General features: G+C 69.7%; 18 protein-coding genes. All 18 read right to left on the bottom strand.

Annotated elements, in window-relative coordinates:
• Window positions 1-35: 35 nt before the first annotated feature.
• The 18 genes from ACZ6JY_RS27920 to lysA all read right to left on the bottom strand — a co-directional run bounded on the left by ACZ6JY_RS27920 (window position 36) and on the right by lysA (window position 19,195).
• Window positions 36-860: a F0F1 ATP synthase subunit delta gene (locus tag ACZ6JY_RS27920; RefSeq protein WP_469200041.1), complete on the bottom strand. Its 825-nt coding sequence runs from the start codon at window positions 858-860 to the stop codon at window positions 36-38.
• On the bottom strand, window positions 857-1,411 hold the full coding sequence (locus ACZ6JY_RS27925) for a F0F1 ATP synthase subunit B (RefSeq protein WP_469200043.1): 555 nt from the start codon (window positions 1,409-1,411) through the stop codon (window positions 857-859). Before ACZ6JY_RS27925 ends, ACZ6JY_RS27920 begins: the two co-directional genes overlap by 4 nt.
• Before the next feature lie 41 nt (window positions 1,412-1,452).
• Window positions 1,453-1,698 carry an ATP synthase F0 subunit C gene (gene atpE / locus ACZ6JY_RS27930; RefSeq protein ID WP_016643250.1) on the bottom strand — a complete coding sequence of 82 codons (246 nt, stop codon included), beginning with the start codon at window positions 1,696-1,698 and terminating at the stop codon, window positions 1,453-1,455.
• Window positions 1,699-1,768: 70 nt separating this feature from the next.
• Entirely contained in the window at window positions 1,769-2,539 is a 771-nt protein-coding gene (gene atpB / locus ACZ6JY_RS27935; protein ID WP_469200136.1) for a F0F1 ATP synthase subunit A, read from the bottom strand.
• A gap of 276 nt (window positions 2,540-2,815) precedes the next feature.
• Window positions 2,816-3,265 carry a hypothetical protein gene (locus ACZ6JY_RS27940; protein ID WP_469200045.1) on the bottom strand — a complete coding sequence of 150 codons (450 nt, stop codon included), beginning with the start codon at window positions 3,263-3,265 and terminating at the stop codon, window positions 2,816-2,818.
• Window positions 3,266-3,526: 261 nt separating this feature from the next.
• Entirely contained in the window at window positions 3,527-4,867 is a 1,341-nt protein-coding gene (locus ACZ6JY_RS27945; RefSeq protein ID WP_469200047.1) for an MraY family glycosyltransferase, read from the bottom strand.
• 130 nt (window positions 4,868-4,997) lie between these two features.
• Window positions 4,998-6,260 carry a serine hydroxymethyltransferase gene (locus ACZ6JY_RS27950; RefSeq protein WP_469200049.1) on the bottom strand — a complete coding sequence of 421 codons (1,263 nt, stop codon included), beginning with the start codon at window positions 6,258-6,260 and terminating at the stop codon, window positions 4,998-5,000.
• 49 nt (window positions 6,261-6,309) lie between these two features.
• On the bottom strand, window positions 6,310-6,963 hold the full coding sequence (locus tag ACZ6JY_RS27955) for an arsenate reductase/protein-tyrosine-phosphatase family protein (protein ID WP_469200051.1): 654 nt from the start codon (window positions 6,961-6,963) through the stop codon (window positions 6,310-6,312).
• A complete protein-coding gene (locus ACZ6JY_RS27960; RefSeq protein ID WP_447040021.1) occupies window positions 6,960-7,607 on the bottom strand; it encodes an L-threonylcarbamoyladenylate synthase in 648 nt (215 codons plus the stop codon). Before ACZ6JY_RS27960 ends, ACZ6JY_RS27955 begins: the two co-directional genes overlap by 4 nt.
• A gap of 38 nt (window positions 7,608-7,645) precedes the next feature.
• Window positions 7,646-8,491: a peptide chain release factor N(5)-glutamine methyltransferase gene (prmC, locus tag ACZ6JY_RS27965; RefSeq protein ID WP_447040020.1), complete on the bottom strand. Its 846-nt coding sequence runs from the start codon at window positions 8,489-8,491 to the stop codon at window positions 7,646-7,648.
• Between the two features lie 69 nt (window positions 8,492-8,560).
• A complete protein-coding gene (prfA, locus tag ACZ6JY_RS27970; RefSeq protein WP_469200053.1) occupies window positions 8,561-9,637 on the bottom strand; it encodes a peptide chain release factor 1 in 1,077 nt (358 codons plus the stop codon).
• 144 nt (window positions 9,638-9,781) lie between these two features.
• Window positions 9,782-10,003: a 50S ribosomal protein L31 gene (rpmE, locus tag ACZ6JY_RS27975; protein ID WP_469200055.1), complete on the bottom strand. Its 222-nt coding sequence runs from the start codon at window positions 10,001-10,003 to the stop codon at window positions 9,782-9,784.
• A gap of 187 nt (window positions 10,004-10,190) precedes the next feature.
• Complete coding sequence (locus ACZ6JY_RS27980) at window positions 10,191-11,300, bottom strand: LCP family protein (protein WP_469200057.1); 1,110 nt, start codon at window positions 11,298-11,300, stop codon at window positions 10,191-10,193.
• A 319-nt stretch (window positions 11,301-11,619) separates the two neighbouring features.
• Complete coding sequence (rho, locus tag ACZ6JY_RS27985) at window positions 11,620-13,713, bottom strand: transcription termination factor Rho (protein WP_469200059.1); 2,094 nt, start codon at window positions 13,711-13,713, stop codon at window positions 11,620-11,622.
• A 395-nt stretch (window positions 13,714-14,108) separates the two neighbouring features.
• Window positions 14,109-15,026, bottom strand: coding sequence for a homoserine kinase (gene thrB, locus ACZ6JY_RS27990; RefSeq protein WP_469200061.1), 918 nt, complete (start codon window positions 15,024-15,026; stop codon window positions 14,109-14,111).
• Between the two features lie 260 nt (window positions 15,027-15,286).
• Window positions 15,287-16,345 (bottom strand): threonine synthase, encoded by a 1,059-nt coding sequence (thrC, locus tag ACZ6JY_RS27995; protein ID WP_469200063.1) that lies wholly within the window; start codon window positions 16,343-16,345, stop codon window positions 15,287-15,289.
• Between the two features lie 6 nt (window positions 16,346-16,351).
• Entirely contained in the window at window positions 16,352-17,641 is a 1,290-nt protein-coding gene (locus tag ACZ6JY_RS28000; protein ID WP_469200138.1) for a homoserine dehydrogenase, read from the bottom strand.
• A 162-nt stretch (window positions 17,642-17,803) separates the two neighbouring features.
• Window positions 17,804-19,195 carry a diaminopimelate decarboxylase gene (lysA, locus tag ACZ6JY_RS28005; RefSeq protein WP_447040013.1) on the bottom strand — a complete coding sequence of 464 codons (1,392 nt, stop codon included), beginning with the start codon at window positions 19,193-19,195 and terminating at the stop codon, window positions 17,804-17,806.
• Window positions 19,196-19,215: the final 20 nt, after the last annotated feature.

Genomic DNA, 19,215 nt, shown 5'->3' on the forward strand with positions numbered 1-19,215 from the left:
CCAACTAGGGCCGTAGGTCATGCTCTTCGTTTGCGTTACTTGCCGGCCACGCGGCGGCCGGCTTCCTCGATGCGGTCCGCGATGCTGCCGTTGATGACCTCGTCGCCGACCTGCACCGTGATCCCGCCGAGGACCTCGGGGTCCACGTCGAGGTTCAGGTGCATCGGGCGTCCGTACACCTTGGCCAGGAGGGCGCCGAGACGCTGCTTCTGCGGGTCCGAGAGCGGAACAGCGGAAGTGACGACGGCGACCATGCGGTTGCGGCGGTCCGCGGCCAGCTTGGAGAGGGACTCGATGCCCTCTTCCAGGCTACGTCCACGCGGCGCGGTCACAAGGCGCTCGACGAGCCGCTCCGTCACCGACTGGGCGCGACCGCCGAGCAGGCTGCGCAGCAGCTCGCTCTTGGCCGCACCGGAGGCGGCGCGGTCGGTCAGCGCCGAGCGCAGCCCGGTGCTGGACGCGACGATCCGGCCGAACCGGAAGAGCTCGTCCTCGACGTCGTCCAGCGCGCCGGCCTTCTGCGCACCGGTCAGGTCGGCGAGGTTGGCGAGCTCCTCGAGGGCGTCCACCAGGTCACGCGACTGCGACCAGCGCGAGCGCACCATGCCGGCCAGCAGGTCGGCGGTCTCGCCGCCCACCTTTCCGGTCAGCAGGCGCCCGGCCAGCTCGGCCTTGGCCTCACCGGACTGCGCCGGATCGGTCAGGACCCGGCGCAGCGAGACCTCACGGCCGAACAGCGCGGTGACCGCGGCCAGCTCGTCCGCGAGACGCTCGGCGTCGACCGCGGTGTTGTCCGTCAGCGCGTCGAGGCGCTCGCGCGCGGCGGCCAGGGCCTCGCGGCTAGCTCCGTGCGCTGTCATCGAGCCGCCTCGGCCTTCTCCTCGAGCTCGTCGAGGAAGCGGTCGATGGTGCGGCTCTGCCGGGCGTGGTCCTCGAGGGACTCACCGACGAGCTTGCCTGCCAGGTCGGTGGCCAGCTGGCCCACGTCCTGTCGCAGCGCCTGCGCGGCGGCCTTGCGGTCGGCCTCGATCTGCGTGTGGCCGGCGGCGACGATCTCCTCGCGCTGACGCTGGCCCTCGGCCCGCATCTCGGCGATGAGCGTGGCGCCCTGCTCCTGCGCCTCCTGGCGCAGACGCGCGGCCTCGTGCCGTGCCTCGGCGAGCTGAGCCTTGTACTGCTCAAGAACGCTCTGGGCCTCGGTCTGAGCGGCCTCGGCCTTCTCGATACCGCCTTCGATCGCCTCCCGGCGCTCTTCCAGAACCTTGTTGATGTTCGGGAGGAGCTTCTTCCAGAAGAAGAAGAAGACGATGGCGAAGGCGATGGCGCCGACGAGCAGCTCGGGACCCGGCGGGATGAGCGGGTTCTGCTCCTCCGCGTGCTCGGCCGCCAGCTGTACCAGGTTGGCGATCACATCATTGCCTTTCGTCGAACGGGGCTAATCGTCTCGGGCGATCAGGAGCCGTAGACGAACGGCATGACGATGCCGATGAGGGCGAGCGCCTCACAGAAGGCGAAACCGAGGATCTGGTTGGCACGGATCAGGCCGGCAGCTTCGGGCTGACGGGCGAGAGCCTCGGTGCCCTTACCGAAGACGATGCCAACACCGATGCCGGGGCCGATGGCCGCGAGGCCGTAGCCGATGGAGCCGAGGGCCTTGATGTCACCCTGGAGGGCGGCGAGCTCGAGAGTCGCGGACATGCCGTTACTTCCTTCTCTTTCATGGACCGGTGGGGGTTGGCCACCGGGCGCTTAGGGGTATCGGAGGGGCTCAGTGCTGCTTGGCGAGAGCGCCCTGGATGTACGAGCAGGCGAGGAGCACGAAGACGTACGCCTGAACAGCCTGCACGAAAAGCTCGAAAACGATCATGGCCATCGTCATCACGAAGGAGACGCCGGCGGCCGGGATCAAGAAGCTGTTCAGCAGGTACCAGGAGGCGACGGTGAACATCACCAGCATCAGGTGACCGGCGAACATGTTGGCGAAGAGTCGCACCGCGTGCGTGAAGGGGCGCACGAGGAGGTTCGAGAAGAACTCGATGAACGACACGAGCCACTTGATCGGGCCGAGCGAGTTGTCGTAACCCGTGATGTTCTTCCAGCCACCCACGAAGCCGTGCGTCTTGAACGTGAGGGGGACCCAGACCAGGTAGACGACCGCCGCGAGCACCGCCGGGTAGGCGATGATCGACGAGACGGGGAACTGGGTCAGCGGGATCACGGACCAGATGTTCATGATCCAGATGAAGAAGAACAGCGAGACCATGAGCGGGACGTACTTCTCGCCGTCCTTCTTGCCCATCGTCTCGTAGACGATTCCGCGGCGTACGAAGTCGTAGCCGGCTTCGCCCATCATCTGCAGCTTGCCCGGGACCATCTTGGCCTTGCCGAACGCGATGTAGAAGAAGCTGACCACGACGAGCGTGGTGAGCAGGGCGAGCAGCATGACCTTGTTGAACTCGAACCCACCGACGGTGAACATCGGCTTGAAGAGGAACGAGTGCAGGCCCGGAGCCGGGAAGCCACAGCCGTCGTCGGACATGATCCGACAGCTCCAGTTGAAGGCGAGCTCAGTTTGGTCAGCACTCACCGCGGGCTCCTTCGGCGTGACGCATAGGTACGGCAACCTCGTTGTCGTGTCGGCGCGGCGCGCAGCCGCGGGGCGGCACCGGACTGGTGTTTCGGAAGTGTGAGCGGCGCTCAGGCATCGAGCCTCGCGATCGTGCAGGCGTCAGCTCAGATGCCCGCGCCGGCAGTGCCGCAGTTGGCACCGGACGATAGCAGGATCTCGAACGGCTATTTATCCCGGCCCTACCCTTCACGTCGAGGACCCCGACTTCTCCGGCTTGTCCTTCTTCGAGGAGCCACTGTCGGAGTCGGGATCGACGTAAAGGATCTTGGCCTTCATGTACGCACGAGCCTGAGCGGCCATCCACGCGACAGTCGCCGCCACGAGTGCGGCGGCAAACGCCCGCGGGTTGAAGAGCGTGGTGTCCTTGAACAGCCCCATGAAGATGAGCAGCAGCAGCAGTTGGGCGACATAGAGCATCATGCCCATCGCCTGGAACAGGTGCGGAAGCGATTTCGCCGTCCGTTGCAGCACGAACATCCCGAGTCCCATGAAAGCGATCACGACCACGGTGCCGACGACAGCTCCGATGGCCCCTTTGCCGCCCGCGACCACACCACTGACGACGGCGACGATCGCGCCGACGGCAGCTGCGGGCACAGCGGACTGAAGGAGAATTCGGGTGTCTTGAGACGGCATGGCGGCAGCTCCGCTAACTGATGGGGGCAGGGTGTCGTCATGGACGAGCGTAGACCCGGATCGAGATGACACTCGGGCCGGATGGACCGTCGCACTACGGTCCTTCGGCTCTATCCCGGGCTTTCGTGAACGGTATCACAAACTATTTGATGAGGTCTTTACCTGCTGGGTGTGCTCGCCGTCACACATGAGAAGTATTCCGCGCGCATGTGCACTCCACGAGGCGAGTTGTCTGGTAATGGGGCGGTTCGGCGTCGCGTGTCAATGCGACGAAGGCGCCTCTCCCCGGTCCTGGAGGCGCGAGCGGGCACCGAGGGCGGTAGCTCCGTTGACGCCCGCGCCGACCGGAGCCTTCACCTCCGCGTCACTCGCGCCCTGTTCGCTCTCAGCCGTCCCGTACGTCGCTGGCGCGGCGTCCTGTCCGGTGGCCGCGCGACGGCGGCGGTAGCGCGGCGGCACGAACGCCTCGGCCCACCGCGGGGTGCGCGGCCTGAAGCGTGGCAGCAGGAGCAGCACGAGGCCGAGCGCGCTCAGCGCGACGATGACGAAGAGGATCCACACGCTCGTGGAGTGCACCGAGTACGCGACCGTGCCGAAGGCGATGAGCGCCGACCAGAAGTACATGATCAGCACCGAGCGGCTGTGCGAGTGCCCGATCTCCAGGAGCCGGTGGTGCAGGTGGCCCCGGTCGGCGGCGAACGGCGACTTGCCGTTCCAGGTGCGCCGGACGATCGCGAGGACGAGGTCGGCGAAGGGGATCGCGATGATCGTCAGCGGCATCAGGAGCGGGATGAAGACGGGCAGCATCGCGTGCGTGGCATCGCGGCCGGTGCCGAAGTTGAGCTTCATCGCCGCCGGGTCCACCTGCCCCGTGACGGAGATCGCGCCGCCCGCGAGGATCAGGCCGATCAGCATCGACCCGGAGTCGCCCATGAAGATCCGGGCGGGGTGCATGTTGTGCGGCAGGAAGCCCAGGCACATGCCCATCAGGATGGCGGCGAAGAGCGTGGCGGGCGCCGCGGCCTCGATGCCGTAGCCGTACCAGATCCGGTAGGCGTACATGAAGGACGCCGCCGAGGCGATGCAGACCATGCCCGCGGCGAGGCCGTCGAGGCCGTCCACGAAGTTCACCGCGTTGATGGTGATGACGACGAGCGCCACCGTGAGCAGGGTGCCCTGGCCCGAGGTGAGCGACACCGTGCCGACGCCCGGGACCGGGATCCAAAGGATCGTCAGACCCTGCATGACCATGACGCCGGCGGCGATCATCTGGCCGCCGAGTTTGATCAGGGCGTCGATCTCGAACTTGTCGTCCAGGACGCCGATCAGCCAGATCAGCGCAGCCCCGGAGAGCAGCGCGCGCGGCTCGTTGGAGTTCTCGAAGACCGCGTTGAGGTTCGGCAGGTGGTCGGCGACCAGGAGGCCCGCGCACAGGCCGAAGAACATCGCGATGCCCCCGAGCCGGGGCGTGGGCTCCCTGTGCACGTCGCGAGCGCGGATCTCCGGCATGGCGCCGGCCACGATCGCGAACTTCCGCACCGGCCCGGTCAGCAGATAGGTCACCGCGGCCGTGATGCAGAGCGTCAGGAGATATTCACGCACGGGCTTCCCCACAGATATCGCTGGCCATCTCAGCCCCACAGCCTAGCTTTGCGCGCATACGGTTGGGGACTTACGGGTAGCGACGATGGTTGCACGAGTACGTGTGAGTCACCGACGCGCCTACCCCGTCCTATGCCGGATACGGCGGAAATCGTCCCACCAGTTCGCGCACCTCTTCCCGTACGTCGGGCTCGTCGCGCACCGCTGAGGCCAGCAGCCCCGCGAGCCGCACCATCTCCTGGCCCGCCATGCCCTGGGTGGTGACGGCGGCGGTGCCGAGCCGCAGGCCACGGGTCTCGCCGTCCGGCAGGACGCAGGTGTCGAGGATGATCCCGGCTGCGGCGAGTCTGCCGCGGGCCTCCCGCGCGCCCACTCCCAGGGGGGACGGGTCGACGAGGACGAGGTGGGTGTCCGTGCCGCCGGTGGCGACCGCGAACCCGGCGGCGGCGAGGCCGTCGGCCAGCGTCCGGGCGTTGGCGACCACCTGATGGGCGTACGCGGTGAAGGCCGGCGCCGACGCCTCACCGAACGCGACGGCCTTGGCGGCGATCGTGTGCATCTGTGCGCCGCCCTGCGTGAACGGGAAGACCGCCCGGTCGATCCGCTCGGCGAGGTTCGCCCCGCACAGCAGGAGCCCGCCTCTGGGGCCGCGCAGGACCTTGTGCGTGGTCGCGCAGACCACGTCGGCGTACGGGACCGGGCTCGGCGCCGCTCCCCCGGCGATCAGGCCCATGGGGTGCGCCGCGTCCGCGATGAGGTACGCGCCGACGTCGTCGGCGATCTCGCGGAAGGCCGCGTAGTCGAGGTGGCGGGGGTAGGAGATGGACCCGCAGACGATCGCCTTAGGACGGTGGGCGCGGGCGAGGGCGCGCACCTCCTCGTGGTCGATGAGGCCGCTCGCGGTGTCGACGCCGTACCCGACGAAGTCGAACCACCGCCCCGAGAAGTTCGCGGGCGAGCCGTGCGTGAGGTGGCCGCCGTACGGCAGTCCCATCGCGAGGACCGTGTCGCCGGGCCGCAGCAGCGCGGCGTACGCGGCGAGGACGGCGGAGGAGCCGGAGTGCGCCTGCACGTTGGCGTGCTCGGCGCCGAAGAGGGCCCTGGCGCGGTCGACGGCGATCCGCTCGGCGACGTCCACCAGCTCACAGCCGCCGTGGTGGCGGGCGCCCGGATAGCCCTCGGCGTACTTGTTGGCGAGCGGCGAACCGAGGGCGGTGAGGACCGCGGGCGAGGTGAAGTTCTCGGCGGCGACGAGCTGGACCGCGTCGGCCTGCCGGGCGGCCTCCGCCACGAGGATCTCGGCCAGCTCGGGGTCCTGTCGGCGCAGCGCGTCGAGATCGGTGTACGACGTCCCGCTGGTGGTGGGTGCGGTACTGACCGTGCTGAGCGACATCGTGGGCTCCGGGGCCTGGCAGGGGTGACCTCAGATCCAATGTAGGCCGCTATGTGTGCGCGGGCACCCCGGTCAGCGCCGTCACCACGGGGTCGAGCGCCTGGTTGATCTCGTCGCCCACCGAACGGAAGAACGGCAGGGGCGCCCCGTAGGGGTCGTACACCTCGTCGGCCTCGACGTTCGGCGCGAGGAGCCAGCCGCGCAGCGCCGCGGCGGCGCGCACCAGGGCCCGCGCGCGCTCCACCACGCCGTTGCCGTCGGGCTCCGGCAGGGTCGTGGGGTCTATGGCCCGTACGAGGCGCGTGAACTCCTTCAGCGTGAAGGTGCGCAGGCCCGCCGAGTGGCCCATCGAGATGACCTGCGCCCGGTGGTCGCGGGTGGCGGTCAGGACCAGGTCGGCGCGGATGACGTGGTCGTCGAGGAGCTCGCGCCCCATGAAGCCGCTGGCGTCCGCGCCGAAGTCGGCGAGGACCGTCTCGGCGTTGGTCTCCATGGGGGCACCCTCGTGGCCCCAGGTGCCCGCGCTCTCCACGATCAGCCCGCCGGTGAGCGGATCACCGAGGCGGTCGGCCAGGGCATGCCTGGTCAGCCGCTCGGTGATCGGCGAACGGCAGACGTTGCCGGTGCTGACGTGGAGGATGCGGAAGGCGCCCGCAGAGCCCGGGAATCCCGCTATGCCACGCCCCGTCTCAGGGGCTGTCAATTCGCCACCTCGAGGTCGGGTACCACCTTGCGCAGCTCGTCCGCGTCAAGGGCGCCCGCGCGCAGCAGTACCGGCACCTTGCCCGTGACGTCGACGATGGAGGAGGGGACGATGCCGGGGGTCGGGCCGCCGTCCAGGTAGACCGAGACGGAGTCGCCCAGCATCTCCTGCGCGGCGTCGCAGTCCTCGGGGGCGGGGTGCCCGGTGAGGTTCGCGGAGGAGACGGCCATGGGGCCGACCTCGGTGAGCAGCTCGATGGCCACGGGGTGCAGCGGCATGCGGATGGCGACCGTGCCGCGGGTGTCGCCGAGGTCCCACTGAAGGGACGGCTGCTGCTTGGCGACCAGGGTCAGCGCGCCGGGCCAGAAGGCGTCGACGAGCTCCCAGGCCATCTCGGAGAAGTCGGTGACCAGGCCGTGCAGGGTGTTCGGCGAGCCGATGAGGACGGGGGTCGGCATGTTGCGGCCGCGGCCCTTGGCGTCGAGCAGGTCGCCGCACGCCTCGGGGCTGAAGGCGTCGGCACCGATGCCGTAGACGGTGTCGGTGGGCAGCACGACCAGCTCGCCACGGCGGACGGCGGACGCGGCCTCGCGCAGACCGGTCGTGCGGTCGGTCGCGTCATTGGTGTCGTATCGCCGTGCCATCTAGCGGGCCTCCTCGTACACGTACTGCTTCTTGGTCGTCACGGCATCGCCTTGCGGGCGGTCGCGAAGCGCGGCCGGTTGTTGAGGTCGGGGTGGTCGGCCGCGTCGGCCCAGCCCCGCATCTCGGTGAAGATCCAGGGGACCTGGCCGCCCTGCGTGTCCGCGTGCTCGATGACGACGACGCCGCCGGGGCGGAGCAGCCGGTGCGCGGTGCGCTCGATGCCGCGGATCAGGTCGAGGCCGTCCTCGCCGGAGAACAGGGCCAGGTCGGGGTCGTAGTCGCGGGCCTCGGGGGCGACGTACTCCCACTCGGTGAGCGGGATGTACGGCGGGTTGGAGACCACCAGGTCGACCTGGCCGTCCAGCTCGGGGAACGCGTCGCGGGCGTCGCCCTGGGACAGCTTGACCCTGGACCCCTCGACGTTCTTCCGCGTCCACTTCAGGGCGTCCTCGGACAGCTCCACGGCGTGCACGCGCGAGCGCGGCACCTCCTGGGCGAGGGCGAGCGCGATGGCGCCGGAGCCGGTGCACAGGTCGACGATGAGCGGTTCGACGACGTCCATGGCGCGGACCGCGTCTATCGCCCAGCCCACGACCGACTCGGTCTCCGGGCGCGGCACGAAGACGCCGGGGCCGACCTGGAGCTCCAGGTACCGGAAGTAGGCGCGCCCGGTGATGTGCTGGAGCGGCTCACGGGCCTCCCGGCGCGCGATCGTCTCCCAGTAGCGGGCGTCGAAGTCGGTGTCCTTGACGGAGTGCAGCTCGCCCCGCTTCACGCCGTGCACGAACGCGGCGAGCTCCTCGGCGTCGTTGCGCGGCGAGGGCACGCCGGCGTCGGCCAGCCGCTGGGTGGCCTGGGCCACTTCCGCGAGCAGCAGGTTCACGCTGGTCCTCCGGGGCTGCGGGAGATCGGGGCGTCGTACGGGTGATCGGGCGTCGTGCGGTGCGGCGGGTCAGGCCGCCGCGAGCTTGGCCGCGGAGTCCGCGTCCACGCAGGCCTGGATGACCGCGTCGAGGTCGCCGTCGAGCACCTGGTCCAAGTTGTACGCCTTGAAGCCGACGCGGTGGTCCGAGATCCGGTTTTCCGGGAAGTTGTACGTCCGGATCTTCTCGGAGCGGTCGACCGTGCGGACCTGGCTGCGGCGGGCGTCCGCGGCCTTGCTCTCGGCCTCCTCCTGCGCCGCGGCGAGGAGCCTGGAGCGCAGGATGCGCATGGCCTGCTCCTTGTTCTGGAGCTGGCTCTTCTCGTTCTGGCAGGAAGCGACGACGCCGGTGGGGACGTGCGTGATGCGCACCGCGGAGTCGGTGGTGTTGACGGACTGGCCGCCGGGGCCCGAGGAACGGTAGACGTCGATGCGCAGGTCGTTGGCGTGGATCTCGACGTCGATCTCCTCGGCCTCGGGCGTCACCAGGACACCGGCCGCGGAGGTGTGGATGCGCCCCTGGGACTCGGTGGACGGCACACGCTGCACGCGGTGCACGCCGCCCTCGTACTTCAGACGGGCCCACACGCCCTGTCCGGGCTCCGTGGCGCCCTGGCCGCCCTTGGTCTTCACGGCGACCTGGACGTCCTTGTAGCCGCCCAGCTCGGACTCGGTGGCGTCGATGATCTCGGTCTTCCAGCCGACGCGCTCCGCGTACCGCAGGTACATGCGCAGGAGGTCGCCCGCGAACAGGGCGGACTCGTCGCCGCCCGCGCCGGCCTTGACCTCCAGGATGACGTCCTTGTCGTCGGACGGGTCACGGGGCACCAGGAGCAGCCGCAGCTTCTCGGTGATCTCCTCGCGCTGCCGCTCGAGGACCTTGACCTCGGCGGCGAAGTCCGGGTCGTCGGCGCTCAGCTCGCGGGCCGTCTCGATGTCGTCGCCGGTCTGCTTCCAGGAGCGGTACGTCCCGACGATCGGCGTCAGCTCGGCGTAGCGCTTGTTGAGCTTGCGCGCGTTGGCCTGGTCCGCGTGGACCGAAGGGTCGGCGAGCCTCTTCTCGAGATCGGCGTGTTCACCGATCAGTTCCTCGACCGCCTCGAACATCGGGGGCTCCTGGTTTTCTCCGCGGGTTTCACGCGAGTTGGCTGCGTTTCACGCGAGTGGGCTGCGACTTGGCTGCGGGACGGCAAAAGCGCCGGTCCCGGCCACCCCCTCCCGGGAGCGGCCGATGACCGGCGCAGTGGCTCGCTACTTCTTGGAGCCGGCAGCCTTGCCGAAGCGGGCCTCGAAGCGGGCCACACGGCCACCGGTGTCGAGGATCTTCTGCTTGCCCGTGTAGAACGGGTGGCACTCGGAGCAGACCTCGGCACGGACGGTGCCGCTGGGGATCGTGCTGCGGGTGGTGAACTCCGCGCCACAGGTGCAGCTGACCTGGGTCTCGAAGTACTCGGGGTGGATGTCGCGCTTCAAGGTGTCTCCTAGTTTCGGGAGGGCGCCGGGTCGTACGCGCGGATTGCTCGTACGTGAACCGGGGCCGACGTACCAGTCTGCCAGGACAGGTCGTATCTCCCAAAACGGGGGTGGGGCGGGATCTATTCCTGGGGCCGGCGGCCCGGCGCCGCGACTGGCCGGCGGGTCCGTCACGGTGACCGGCCCGCTACTCGCTGCTGACCACGTCGCCCACGTCGCCCTTGTCGCCCGCGGACTTCTCCGTGGCGGACCTGGGGATGGCCTTGTCGGCCTTCAGGGCGTCCCAGACCTGCTGGTCGGCCTCTTCGAGGGGCAGGACGCGGTTGGGGTCGGCCGGGTCGTACTGGATGGGCATCGTGACCATCTTCATGTCGCCCGCGCCGATGCCCTTGAGGCCGCCCGCGAAGCCCACCAGGCTCTTGACGTCGTTCAGGTCGGAGTCGGTGGTGACGGCGCTGGTCGCGTCGTTCGCCAGGTCGTACAGCTTCTTGGGGTTGCCGAAGACCCCGACCTGTTTGACCTGGTCGAGCAGGGCCTTGATGAACGCCTGCTGGAGCTGGATGCGGCCGAGGTCGCTGCCGTCGCCGACGCCGTGCCGGGTGCGGACCAGGCCGAGCGCCTGCTCGCCGGTGAGCGTGTGCGTCCCGGCGTCCAGGTCGAGGTGGCTGTCCTTGTCCCGTATCGCCTTCTTGGTGGTGATGTCGACGCCGCCGAGCGTGTCGATGAGCTTCTTGAAGCCCGAGAAGTCGACTTCCAGGTAGTGGTCCATCCTGATGCCGGACATCTTCTCGACCGTCTTGACCGCGCATACGGGGCCGCCGACCTCGTAGGCCGTGTTGAACATCTGGCGCTCGGCGCCGGGAGTGGTCTCGCCGTCGTCGGTCGTGCAGTCGGGCCGGGATATCAGGGTGTCGCGGGGGATCGACACGACACTGGCCTTCTTGTGGCCCTTGTAGACGTGCACGATCATCGCCGTGTCCGAGCGGGCGGTGCCCTCGTCCTTGCCGTACTTGGCGTTGTCGCCGGAGCGCGAGTCGGAGCCGAGCACGAGGATGTCCTGGGAGCCGTTGTCGACGTCCGCGGGCCGGTCCTTGAGCGCGCTGTTGATGTCGACGCCCTTGAGGTTGCCGTTGAGCTTGAAGTACACGAAGCCGAGACCGGTGCCCCCGAGGACCGCCACACCCGCGGCGGTCCAGGCCGTGACGACGAGCGCCTTCCTGCCCGTGCTGCGCGGCTTGCGGCGGCGGCCGCGCTTGCCGCGCCTCGGCGCGTCGGCGGCCCTTCTCTCGTCAGTCATGCGCCCCTCAGTCCTCGTCGGTCGGTACCCCCTGCTTTCAGGGTCTGGCGTGGCCTTCCGTCACTTCTCAGACGTGAGAACCGAGAGAAGGGTTGCACGCCACCCTGTGTGCGCCCCGGGGTCCGGCCACTACACACAGTTCCGGTCGTCCCCGATTTCTGGCCTCTCACCTGCGCTTTCACGCAGAGCAGCGCTACCGGCAGTGACCGTGAGAACTTCCTGGGTGTGTGGTCAAGGTCTCGGCAAACGGAAGGGGCCGGTCCCGTCATGTGACGGGACCGGCCCCTTCCGGTCACCCTGTTTCAGGCGCCTACGACGATCAGTCGTTGCCGTTGCCCGGCGCCGGCGTCGTCTTCTGGATCTGCAGCAGGAACTCGGCGTTCGACTTCGTCTGCTTCATCTTGTCCAGGAGCAGCTCGATCGCCTGCTGCTGGTCGAGCGCGTGCAGCACGCGGCGCAGCTTCCAGGTGATGGCGAGCTCGTCGCTGCCGAGCAGGATCTCTTCCTTGCGGGTGCTGGACGAGTCCACGTCCACCGCCGGGAAGATCCGCTTGTCGGAGAGCTTGCGGTCCAGCTTGAGCTCGAGGTTGCCGGTGCCCTTGAACTCCTCGAAGATCACCTCGTCCATGCGCGAGCCGGTGTCGACCAGCGCGGTGGCCATGATGGTCAGCGAGCCGCCGTCCTCGATGTTGCGCGCGGCACCGAAGAAGCGCTTCGGCGGGTACAGCGCGGTCGAGTCGACACCACCGGACAGGATGCGGCCGGAGGCCGGGGCCGCGAGGTTGTACGCACGGCCGAGGCGGGTGATCGAGTCGAGCAGCACGACGACGTCGTGGCCCAGCTCCACCAGGCGCTTGGCACGCTCGATGGCGAGCTCGGCGACCGTGGTGTGGTCCTCGGCGGGACGGTCGAAGGTCGAGGAGATGACCTCGCCCTTCACCGACCGCTGCATGTCGGTGACCTCTTCCGGACGCTCGTCGACCAGGACGACCATCAGGTGGCACTCGGGGTTGTTGACCGTGATCGCGTTGGCGATCGCCTGCATGATCATGGTCTTGCCGGTCTTCGGCGGAGCCACGATCAAACCGCGCTGGCCCTTACCGATGGGCGCCACGAGGTCGATGATGCGGGTGGTCAGCACGCCCGGGTCGGTCTCCAGGCGGAGCCTGTCCTGCGGGTACAGGGGCGTCAGCTTGCTGAACTCCGGTCGCCCGCGGCCGGATTCGGCCGCCATGCCGTTCGCCGAGTCCAGGCGCACGAGCGCGTTGAACTTCTCGCGGCGCTCGCCGTCCTTGGGCTGCCGGACCGCACCGGTGACGTGGTCACCCTTGCGCAGGCCGTTCTTGCGGACCTGGGCGAGGGAGACGTACACGTCGTTGGGGCCGGGGAGGTAGCCCGACGTACGGATGAACGCGTAGTTGTCGAGGATGTCCAGGATGCCCGCGACGGGGATCAGGACGTCGTCCTCGGAGACCTGCGGCTCGTTGCCGAAGCCCTGCTCGTCGCGGCCACGACGCCCACGGCGGTCGCGGTAACGGCCGCGGCGGCCGCGGCGGCCACCCTCGAAGTCGTCGTCGTCCTGCGGACCGTTGTCACGCTGCCGGTCCTGCCGGTCCTGACGGTCCTGGCGCCCACCGCCCTGCTGGCGGTCCTGACGCTCCTGGCGGTCCTGACGGCCGCCGCCCTGCTGATCGTCGCCCTTGTTGCCGCGGCGGTCGCGGTCACGGCCGCGGCCCTGGCGGTCACGGCGCTCGCGGCGGCCGTCGGCGTCGCCACCGGCGTTGTCGCCGCCCTTGTCGTTCCTGGCCTCGGAGGCGTCGCCCTTGGCCTCCGCCTTGGGCTCGGCCTTGGACTCGGTCCTCGCCTCGGCGGTGATGGTCTCGGGGCTGCCCGCGTCGGCCGTGGCCCGGCGCCGGCGGCGCTCACCGGCGGGCTGGTCGTCTCCCGCACGCTCGGCCTCACCGGCGCGGGCGGGGCCGCCGGCAGGCTGGCCGGGGATGTCGATCTGCTGCTGAGCGGCGGCCTTGCCGGCCTTGCCGCCATCCGCCTTGTCCGGCTTGCCCGCCTTGGCGGTGCTCTCCGCGGCGTCCTCGTCCGTACGGGCCTTCGAGGTGGCCCGGCGCTTGGGCTTGGTCTCGCCCGCTTCGGCGGCGGGCGCGGCGCTCTTCGCCGGGGCTCCGCCCCCGGCCTGCGCCTCCTTGATGACCTCGATCAGCTGGCTCTTGCGCATGCGCCCGGTGCCCTTGATTCCAAGGCCCGATGCGACCTGCTGCAGTTCCGCCAGCACCATGCCATCGAGGCCGGTGCCGCGGCGCCGCCGGGACCCGGCCGAAGCACCGGTGGCAGGCGCCGCGGAGGCGTCCGTGGCGGGCGTGTCGGCAGTCACGCCCATCAGATCGGTGGTGTCGCTCACGAAGGGTCCTTCCCTGGAGCGGACGTCGGCCTGTCTGGCTCGGCGACCGGTTGTGCTGTCCGGCGATCGGTCCTGGCTGTGTGCTGTGGACCGTGCCGTGGCGGTGGTCCGCCTAAGCGGCGGAAGAATTCATTGGTGATGGCGATTCCCGGCGCGGTGTCACTGAAGTGCGGTGTCACCCGGCTCGGTCACGCCGGTTCCGGAGCGTGCTCAGGACTGCTCAGCGCGGGGCACGAAGCAGTTTGGGAGGCTCCCGGAAGAATGGTTGTCCCGGACGGGGACACAAAGCACCTCGCCATGGTGAGGTCGGGTGCAGACTTGAGATTACACTACCGGATCCAACAAACATTCCCCCTCTCGGAATCGGGACACCCCGAAACCCTGTATTCACTGCCTCACGGCGCAAGCGGCAGCACACTCGCTCCGGCGGCGTCGAGTTCCAGGCGGTTGGCCGCCCAGCCCTCTCCCGCCAGGCGCGCGACCTTGTCGGCCGCACTCTCTTCGGCCAGCGCGAGGACCGTGGGGCCCGCGCCGGAGATCACCGCGGGCACGCCGTCGGCGCGCAGCCGCTCCACCAGGGCGGTGCTCTCCGGCATGGCCGGGGCACGGTACTCCTGGTGCAGTCGGTCCTCGGTGGCGGGGAGCAGCAGCTCGGGGCGCCTGGTCAGGGCCTCTACGAGCAGGGCCGCCCGGCCCGCGTTGGCCGCCGCGTCGACGTGCGGGACGGTGCGCGGGAGCAGTCCGCGCGCCGTCTCGGTGAGGACGGGCTTCCCGGGTACGAAAACCACCGGAACGATGGAACCGGCCGGTTCCATCCTGATCGCGCGGGCCGCTCCCCCGTCCATCCAGGACAGGGTGAATCCGCCGAGCAGGCACGCGGCGACGTTGTCGGGGTGGCCCTCGATCTCGGTGGCGAGTTCGAGCAGGGCCGCGTCGTCCAGCCTGGCTTCGCCGCCTATCGTCACGGCGCGCGCGGCGACGATGCCGGCGCAGATGGCGGCGGACGACGAGCCGAGCCCGCGGCCGTGCGGGATGCGGTTGGCGCAGACGATCTCCAGGCCGCGCGGCTGCCCGCCCAGCAGGTCGAAGGCGGTGCGCAGGGACCGTACGAGCAGGTGGGACTCGTCGCGCGGCAGGGTGTCGCTGCCCTCCCCCGCGATGTCGATGTTCAAGCCGGAGTCGGCCACCCGGACGACCACGTCGTCGTACAGACCCAGCGACAGGCCCAGGGCGTCGAAGCCCGGACCGAGGTTGGCGCTGGTGGCGGGGACGCGCACCCGGACGGCGGCGGCGCGGAACGCTGGACCGGCCATCGCTCGATGACTCTCCTTGAGCTGCGTGTTTTTCAGGCTGCGTAGTTTGTCGCGTGCCACTTTTTGTTACGTGCCACATATACAGAACACCCGGAGGCCGCGCACAACGGCGGCGCCCCGACCCGCACAACGGCGGTACCGCGGCATATGCGGCGGGGTGGGTTCGGTACAGCCTATCGAAGGAAGGTTCTGTGGCGACATAGGGCGCACAGGAGGCGCACGATGCGTGTCGTGGGCCCCCCGTGCCACCCCCGTGACGGTTACGCCAGGCCGAGGCGCTCTGCGGCGGCGGCCGAGTCGACCGGGACGGTGACCGGCTGCGGAGCACCGGCGACGGCCCAGTCGGGGTCCTTGAGGCCGTTGCCCGTGACCGTGCAGACGATCCGCTGCCCCTTGTCGACCTTGCCCTGCTCGACGGCCTTCAGCAGACCGGCGACCGAGGCGGCCGACGCGGGCTCCACGAAGACGCCCTCCTGCGAGGCCAACAGCTTGTAGGCGCGCAGGATCTCACGGTCCGTCACCTCGTCGATGAAGCCGCCGGACTCGTCGCGCGCGGCGAGCGCGTGCTGCCAGGACGCGGGGTTGCCGATGCGAATCGCGGTGGCGATCGTCGAGGGGTCCTTGACGATCTCGCCGCGCACGATGGGCGCGGAACCGGAGGCCTGGAAGCCCCACATCCGGGGGGTACGCGTCGACACGGAGCCGGCGGCGTACTCCTTGTAGCCCTTCCAGTAGGCGGTGATGTTGCCGGCGTTGCCGACGGGAAGGACGTGGATGTCGGGGGCGTCGCCGAGGGCGTCCACGATCTCGAACGAGGCGGTCTTCTGGCCCTCGATGCGGAACGGGTTGACCGAATTGACCAGCGCCACCGGGTAGTTCTCGGAGAGGGCGCGGGCCAGGTTCAGGCAGTCGTCGAAGTTGCCGTCGACCTGGAGGATCTTCGAGCCGTAGACCAGCGCCTGGCCCATCTTGCCGAGCGCGATCTTGCCCTGCGGCACCAGGACCGCGCAGACCATGCCCGCGCGTACGGCGTAGGCGGCCGCGGAGGCCGACGTGTTGCCGGTGGAGGCGCAGATGACCGCCTTCGCGCCCTCCTCCTTGGCCTTGGTGATGGCCATGGTCATGCCGCGGTCCTTGAAGGACCCCGTGGGGTTGGCGCCTTCGACCTTGAGGTGGACCTCGCAGCCGGTGCGCTCGGAGAGCACCTGCGCGGGCACGAGCGGTGTGCCGCCCTCGCGAAGCGTCACGACCGGCGTGGTGGCCGAGACCGGAAGCCGGTCCCGGTACTCCTCGATGATTCCGCGCCACTGGTGGGTCATTACTGCCTACTCCCCTTCAACCCGCATGATGCTGGCGACACCACGCACGGTGTCGAGTCTGCGCAGCGCGTCGACGGTGCCGGTGAGGGCGGCGTCGGGCGCGCGATGGGTGACGACGACGAGGGAGGCCTCGCCGTCCTTGCCCGTCTGACGGACCGTATCGATCGATACGCCGTGCTCGGCGAAGACCGTCGCGACCTGGGCGAGCACGCCCGGCTTGTCGGCCACGTCGAGGCTGATGTGATAGCGCGTGACGACCTCGCCCATGGAACCCACGGGCAGTTGCGTGTACGCGGAGTCGCCGGGTCCGGTGGACTCGGCGAGCTTGTTGCGGCAGACGGCGACGAGGTCGCCGAGGACGGCCGAAGCGGTGGGCGAGCCGCCCGCGCCGGGCCCGTAGAACATGAGCTGCCCGGCGGCCTCGGCCTCGACGAAGACGGCGTTGTAGGCCTCGCGCACGGACGCCAGCGGGTGGCTGAGCGGAATCATCGCGGGGTGCACGCGCGCGGTGACGGACCCGCCGTCGGCGGCTCGTTCGCAAATGGCAAGAAGCTTGATGGTGCAGCCCATCCGTTTCGCGGAGGCGAAGTCGGCGGCGGTCACCTCGGTCATGCCCTCGCGGTACACGTCGTCGAGACGCACGCGCGTGTGGAACGCGATCCCGGCGAGGATGGCGGCCTTGGCGGCGGCGTCGAAGCCCTCGACGTCGGCGGTCGGGTCGGCCTCGGCATACCCGAGCGCGGTGGCCTCGTCGAGGGCTTCCTGGTAGCCGGCCCCCGTCGTGTCCATGGCGTCGAGAATGAAGTTGGTCGTCCCGTTCACGATCCCGAGTACGCGGTTGACCTTGTCCCCGGCCATCGACTCGCGCAGCGGCCGGATGAGCGGGATGGCACCGGCGACGGCGGCCTCGTAGTACAGGTCGCGGCCGTGCTCGACGGCGGCGGCGTGCAGCGCGGCGCCGTCCTGCGCGATGAGTGCCTTGTTCGCGGAGACGACGGAGGCGCCGTGCTCGAAGGCGGTCGTGATCAGCGCGCGGGCGGGCTCGATGCCCCCGATGACCTCCACCACGACGTCGATGTCCCCGCGCTTGACGAGCGCGGTGGCGTCGGTGGTGACGAGTGAGGGATCGATTCCCTCACGCACCTTGGAGGGGCGCCGCACGGCGACCCCGGCGAGTTCCACCGGGGCGCCGATCCTCGCTGTGAGGTCATCGGCGTGCGTCGTCATGATGCGCGCCACCTCTGAGCCGACGACCCCACAGCCCAGCAGCGCCACCTTCAGCGGACGCGTACGCATCATCCGACCTCACTTCTCATACATCTACGATTGGACCAGTCTCACCCACCGGAATGGACTTTCAGTCCATTGTCCGAATCATGAGACACGTATTTCATTATCCGATGCCATTCGACACCGGCGACACCGGCGACCCCGAACCAGAGCCCTGGCTCTGATGTGTCATCCGACGTCGAGACGGAGGAGGTCCTCCTCCGTCTCGCGGCGGACGATCACCCGCGCGGCGCCGTCGTTCACGGCGACGACCGGCGGGCGGAGCGCGTGGTTGTAGTTGCTCGCCATCGAGCGGCAGTACGCACCGGTGGCGGGCACGGCGATCAGATCACCGGGCGCGAGGTCCGCCGGCAGGAACGCGTCGCGTACGACGATGTCACCACTCTCGCAGTGCTTGCCCACCACGCGCACCAGCATGGGCTCGGCGTCGGAGGAGCGGGAGACCAGGGCGACGGTGTACTCGGCGTCGTAGAGCGCGGTACGGATGTTGTCGGACATGCCGCCGTCGACGGAGACGTAGGTCCGCAGCCCTTCGAGGGGCTTGACGGTCCCGACCTCGTACAGCGTGAAGGCGGTGGGCCCGACGATGGCGCGCCCCGGCTCGACGGAGATACGCGGCGTACGGAGATCGGCGGCGGCACACTCACGCGTGACGATCTCGTTCAGCGCCTTGGCGATCTCGTGCGGCTCGCGGGGGTCGTCGTCGGAGGTGTACGCGATGCCGAGGCCGCCGCCGAGGTCGATCTCGGGCAGCTCGACGCCGTGCTCGTCGCGCACCTCGGCGAGCAGCTGCACGACGCGCCGGGCGGACACCTCGAACCCGGCCATGTCGAAGATCTGCGACCCGATGTGCGAGTGGATGCCGATGAGCTCGAGCCCGTCCAGCTTCAGGGCCCGCCGCACGGCCTCGGCGGCCTGCCCGCCGGCGAGCGCGATCCCGAACTTCTGGTCCTCGTGCGCGGTGGCGATGAACTCGTGGGTGTGCGCCTCGACGCCCACGGTCACGCGGATCTGCACGGGCTGGCGCTTGCCGAGCCGCTCGGCGATGTGCGAGACGCGGGCGATCTCCTGGAAGGAGTCGAGCACGATGCGCCCGACGCCGGCTTCGACGGCGCGCTCGATCTCGGCCGGGGTCTTGTTGTTCCCGTGGAAGGCGATGCGCTCGGCGGGCATGCCGGCGGCGAGGGCGGTGGTGAGCTCCCCGCCGCTGCACACATCGAGGTTGAGCCCCTCCTCGTGCAGCCACCGCACGACGGCCCGCGACAGGAAGGCCTTACCGGCGTAGAAGACATCGGCCTCACTGCCGAAGGCGTCGCGCCAGGCCCGGCAGCGGGCGCGGAAGTCGGCCTCGTCGACGAAGTACGCGGGCGTACCGAACTCCTCGGCGAGCCGCGTCACCTCGATCCCGCCCGTGCTGACGACGCCCTCGGCGCCACGGGCGACCGTACGGGACCAGACCTTGGGGTCCAGGGCGTTGAGATCGGCGGGCGGCGCGCTGTAGTGCCCCTCGGGCAGCACGTCGGCGTGGCGGGGTCCGGCGGGGTGTGCGGAACGGCTCATGACTCGCGTGTCTCGTCTCT

The organism is Streptomyces sp. NPDC046335 (assembly GCF_055587985.1).

Excerpts from the sequence above, each read along its gene's own strand:
- atpE (WP_016643250.1), bottom strand. The coding sequence starts at position 1,698 with ATGTCCGCGACTCTCGAGCTCGCCGCCCTCCAGGGTGACATCAAGGCC.
- atpB (WP_469200136.1), bottom strand. The coding sequence starts at position 2,539 with ATGTCCGACGACGGCTGTGGCTTCCCGGCTCCGGGCCTGCACTCGTTC.
- thrC (WP_469200063.1), bottom strand. The coding sequence starts at position 16,345 with ATGACCCACCAGTGGCGCGGAATCATCGAGGAGTACCGGGACCGGCTT.
- prfA (WP_469200053.1), bottom strand. The coding sequence starts at position 9,637 with ATGTTCGAGGCGGTCGAGGAACTGATCGGTGAACACGCCGATCTCGAG.
- ACZ6JY_RS27920 (WP_469200041.1), bottom strand. The coding sequence starts at position 860 with ATGACAGCGCACGGAGCTAGCCGCGAGGCCCTGGCCGCCGCGCGCGAG.
- ACZ6JY_RS27950 (WP_469200049.1), bottom strand. The coding sequence starts at position 6,260 with ATGTCGCTCAGCACGGTCAGTACCGCACCCACCACCAGCGGGACGTCG.
- thrB (WP_469200061.1), bottom strand. The coding sequence starts at position 15,026 with ATGGCCGGTCCAGCGTTCCGCGCCGCCGCCGTCCGGGTGCGCGTCCCC.
- lysA (WP_447040013.1), bottom strand. The coding sequence starts at position 19,195 with ATGAGCCGTTCCGCACACCCCGCCGGACCCCGCCACGCCGACGTGCTG.
- ACZ6JY_RS27940 (WP_469200045.1), bottom strand. The coding sequence starts at position 3,265 with ATGCCGTCTCAAGACACCCGAATTCTCCTTCAGTCCGCTGTGCCCGCA.
- ACZ6JY_RS28000 (WP_469200138.1), bottom strand. The coding sequence starts at position 17,641 with ATGCGTACGCGTCCGCTGAAGGTGGCGCTGCTGGGCTGTGGGGTCGTC.
- ACZ6JY_RS27980 (WP_469200057.1), bottom strand. The coding sequence starts at position 11,300 with ATGACTGACGAGAGAAGGGCCGCCGACGCGCCGAGGCGCGGCAAGCGC.
- ACZ6JY_RS27960 (WP_447040021.1), bottom strand. The coding sequence starts at position 7,607 with ATGGCACGGCGATACGACACCAATGACGCGACCGACCGCACGACCGGT.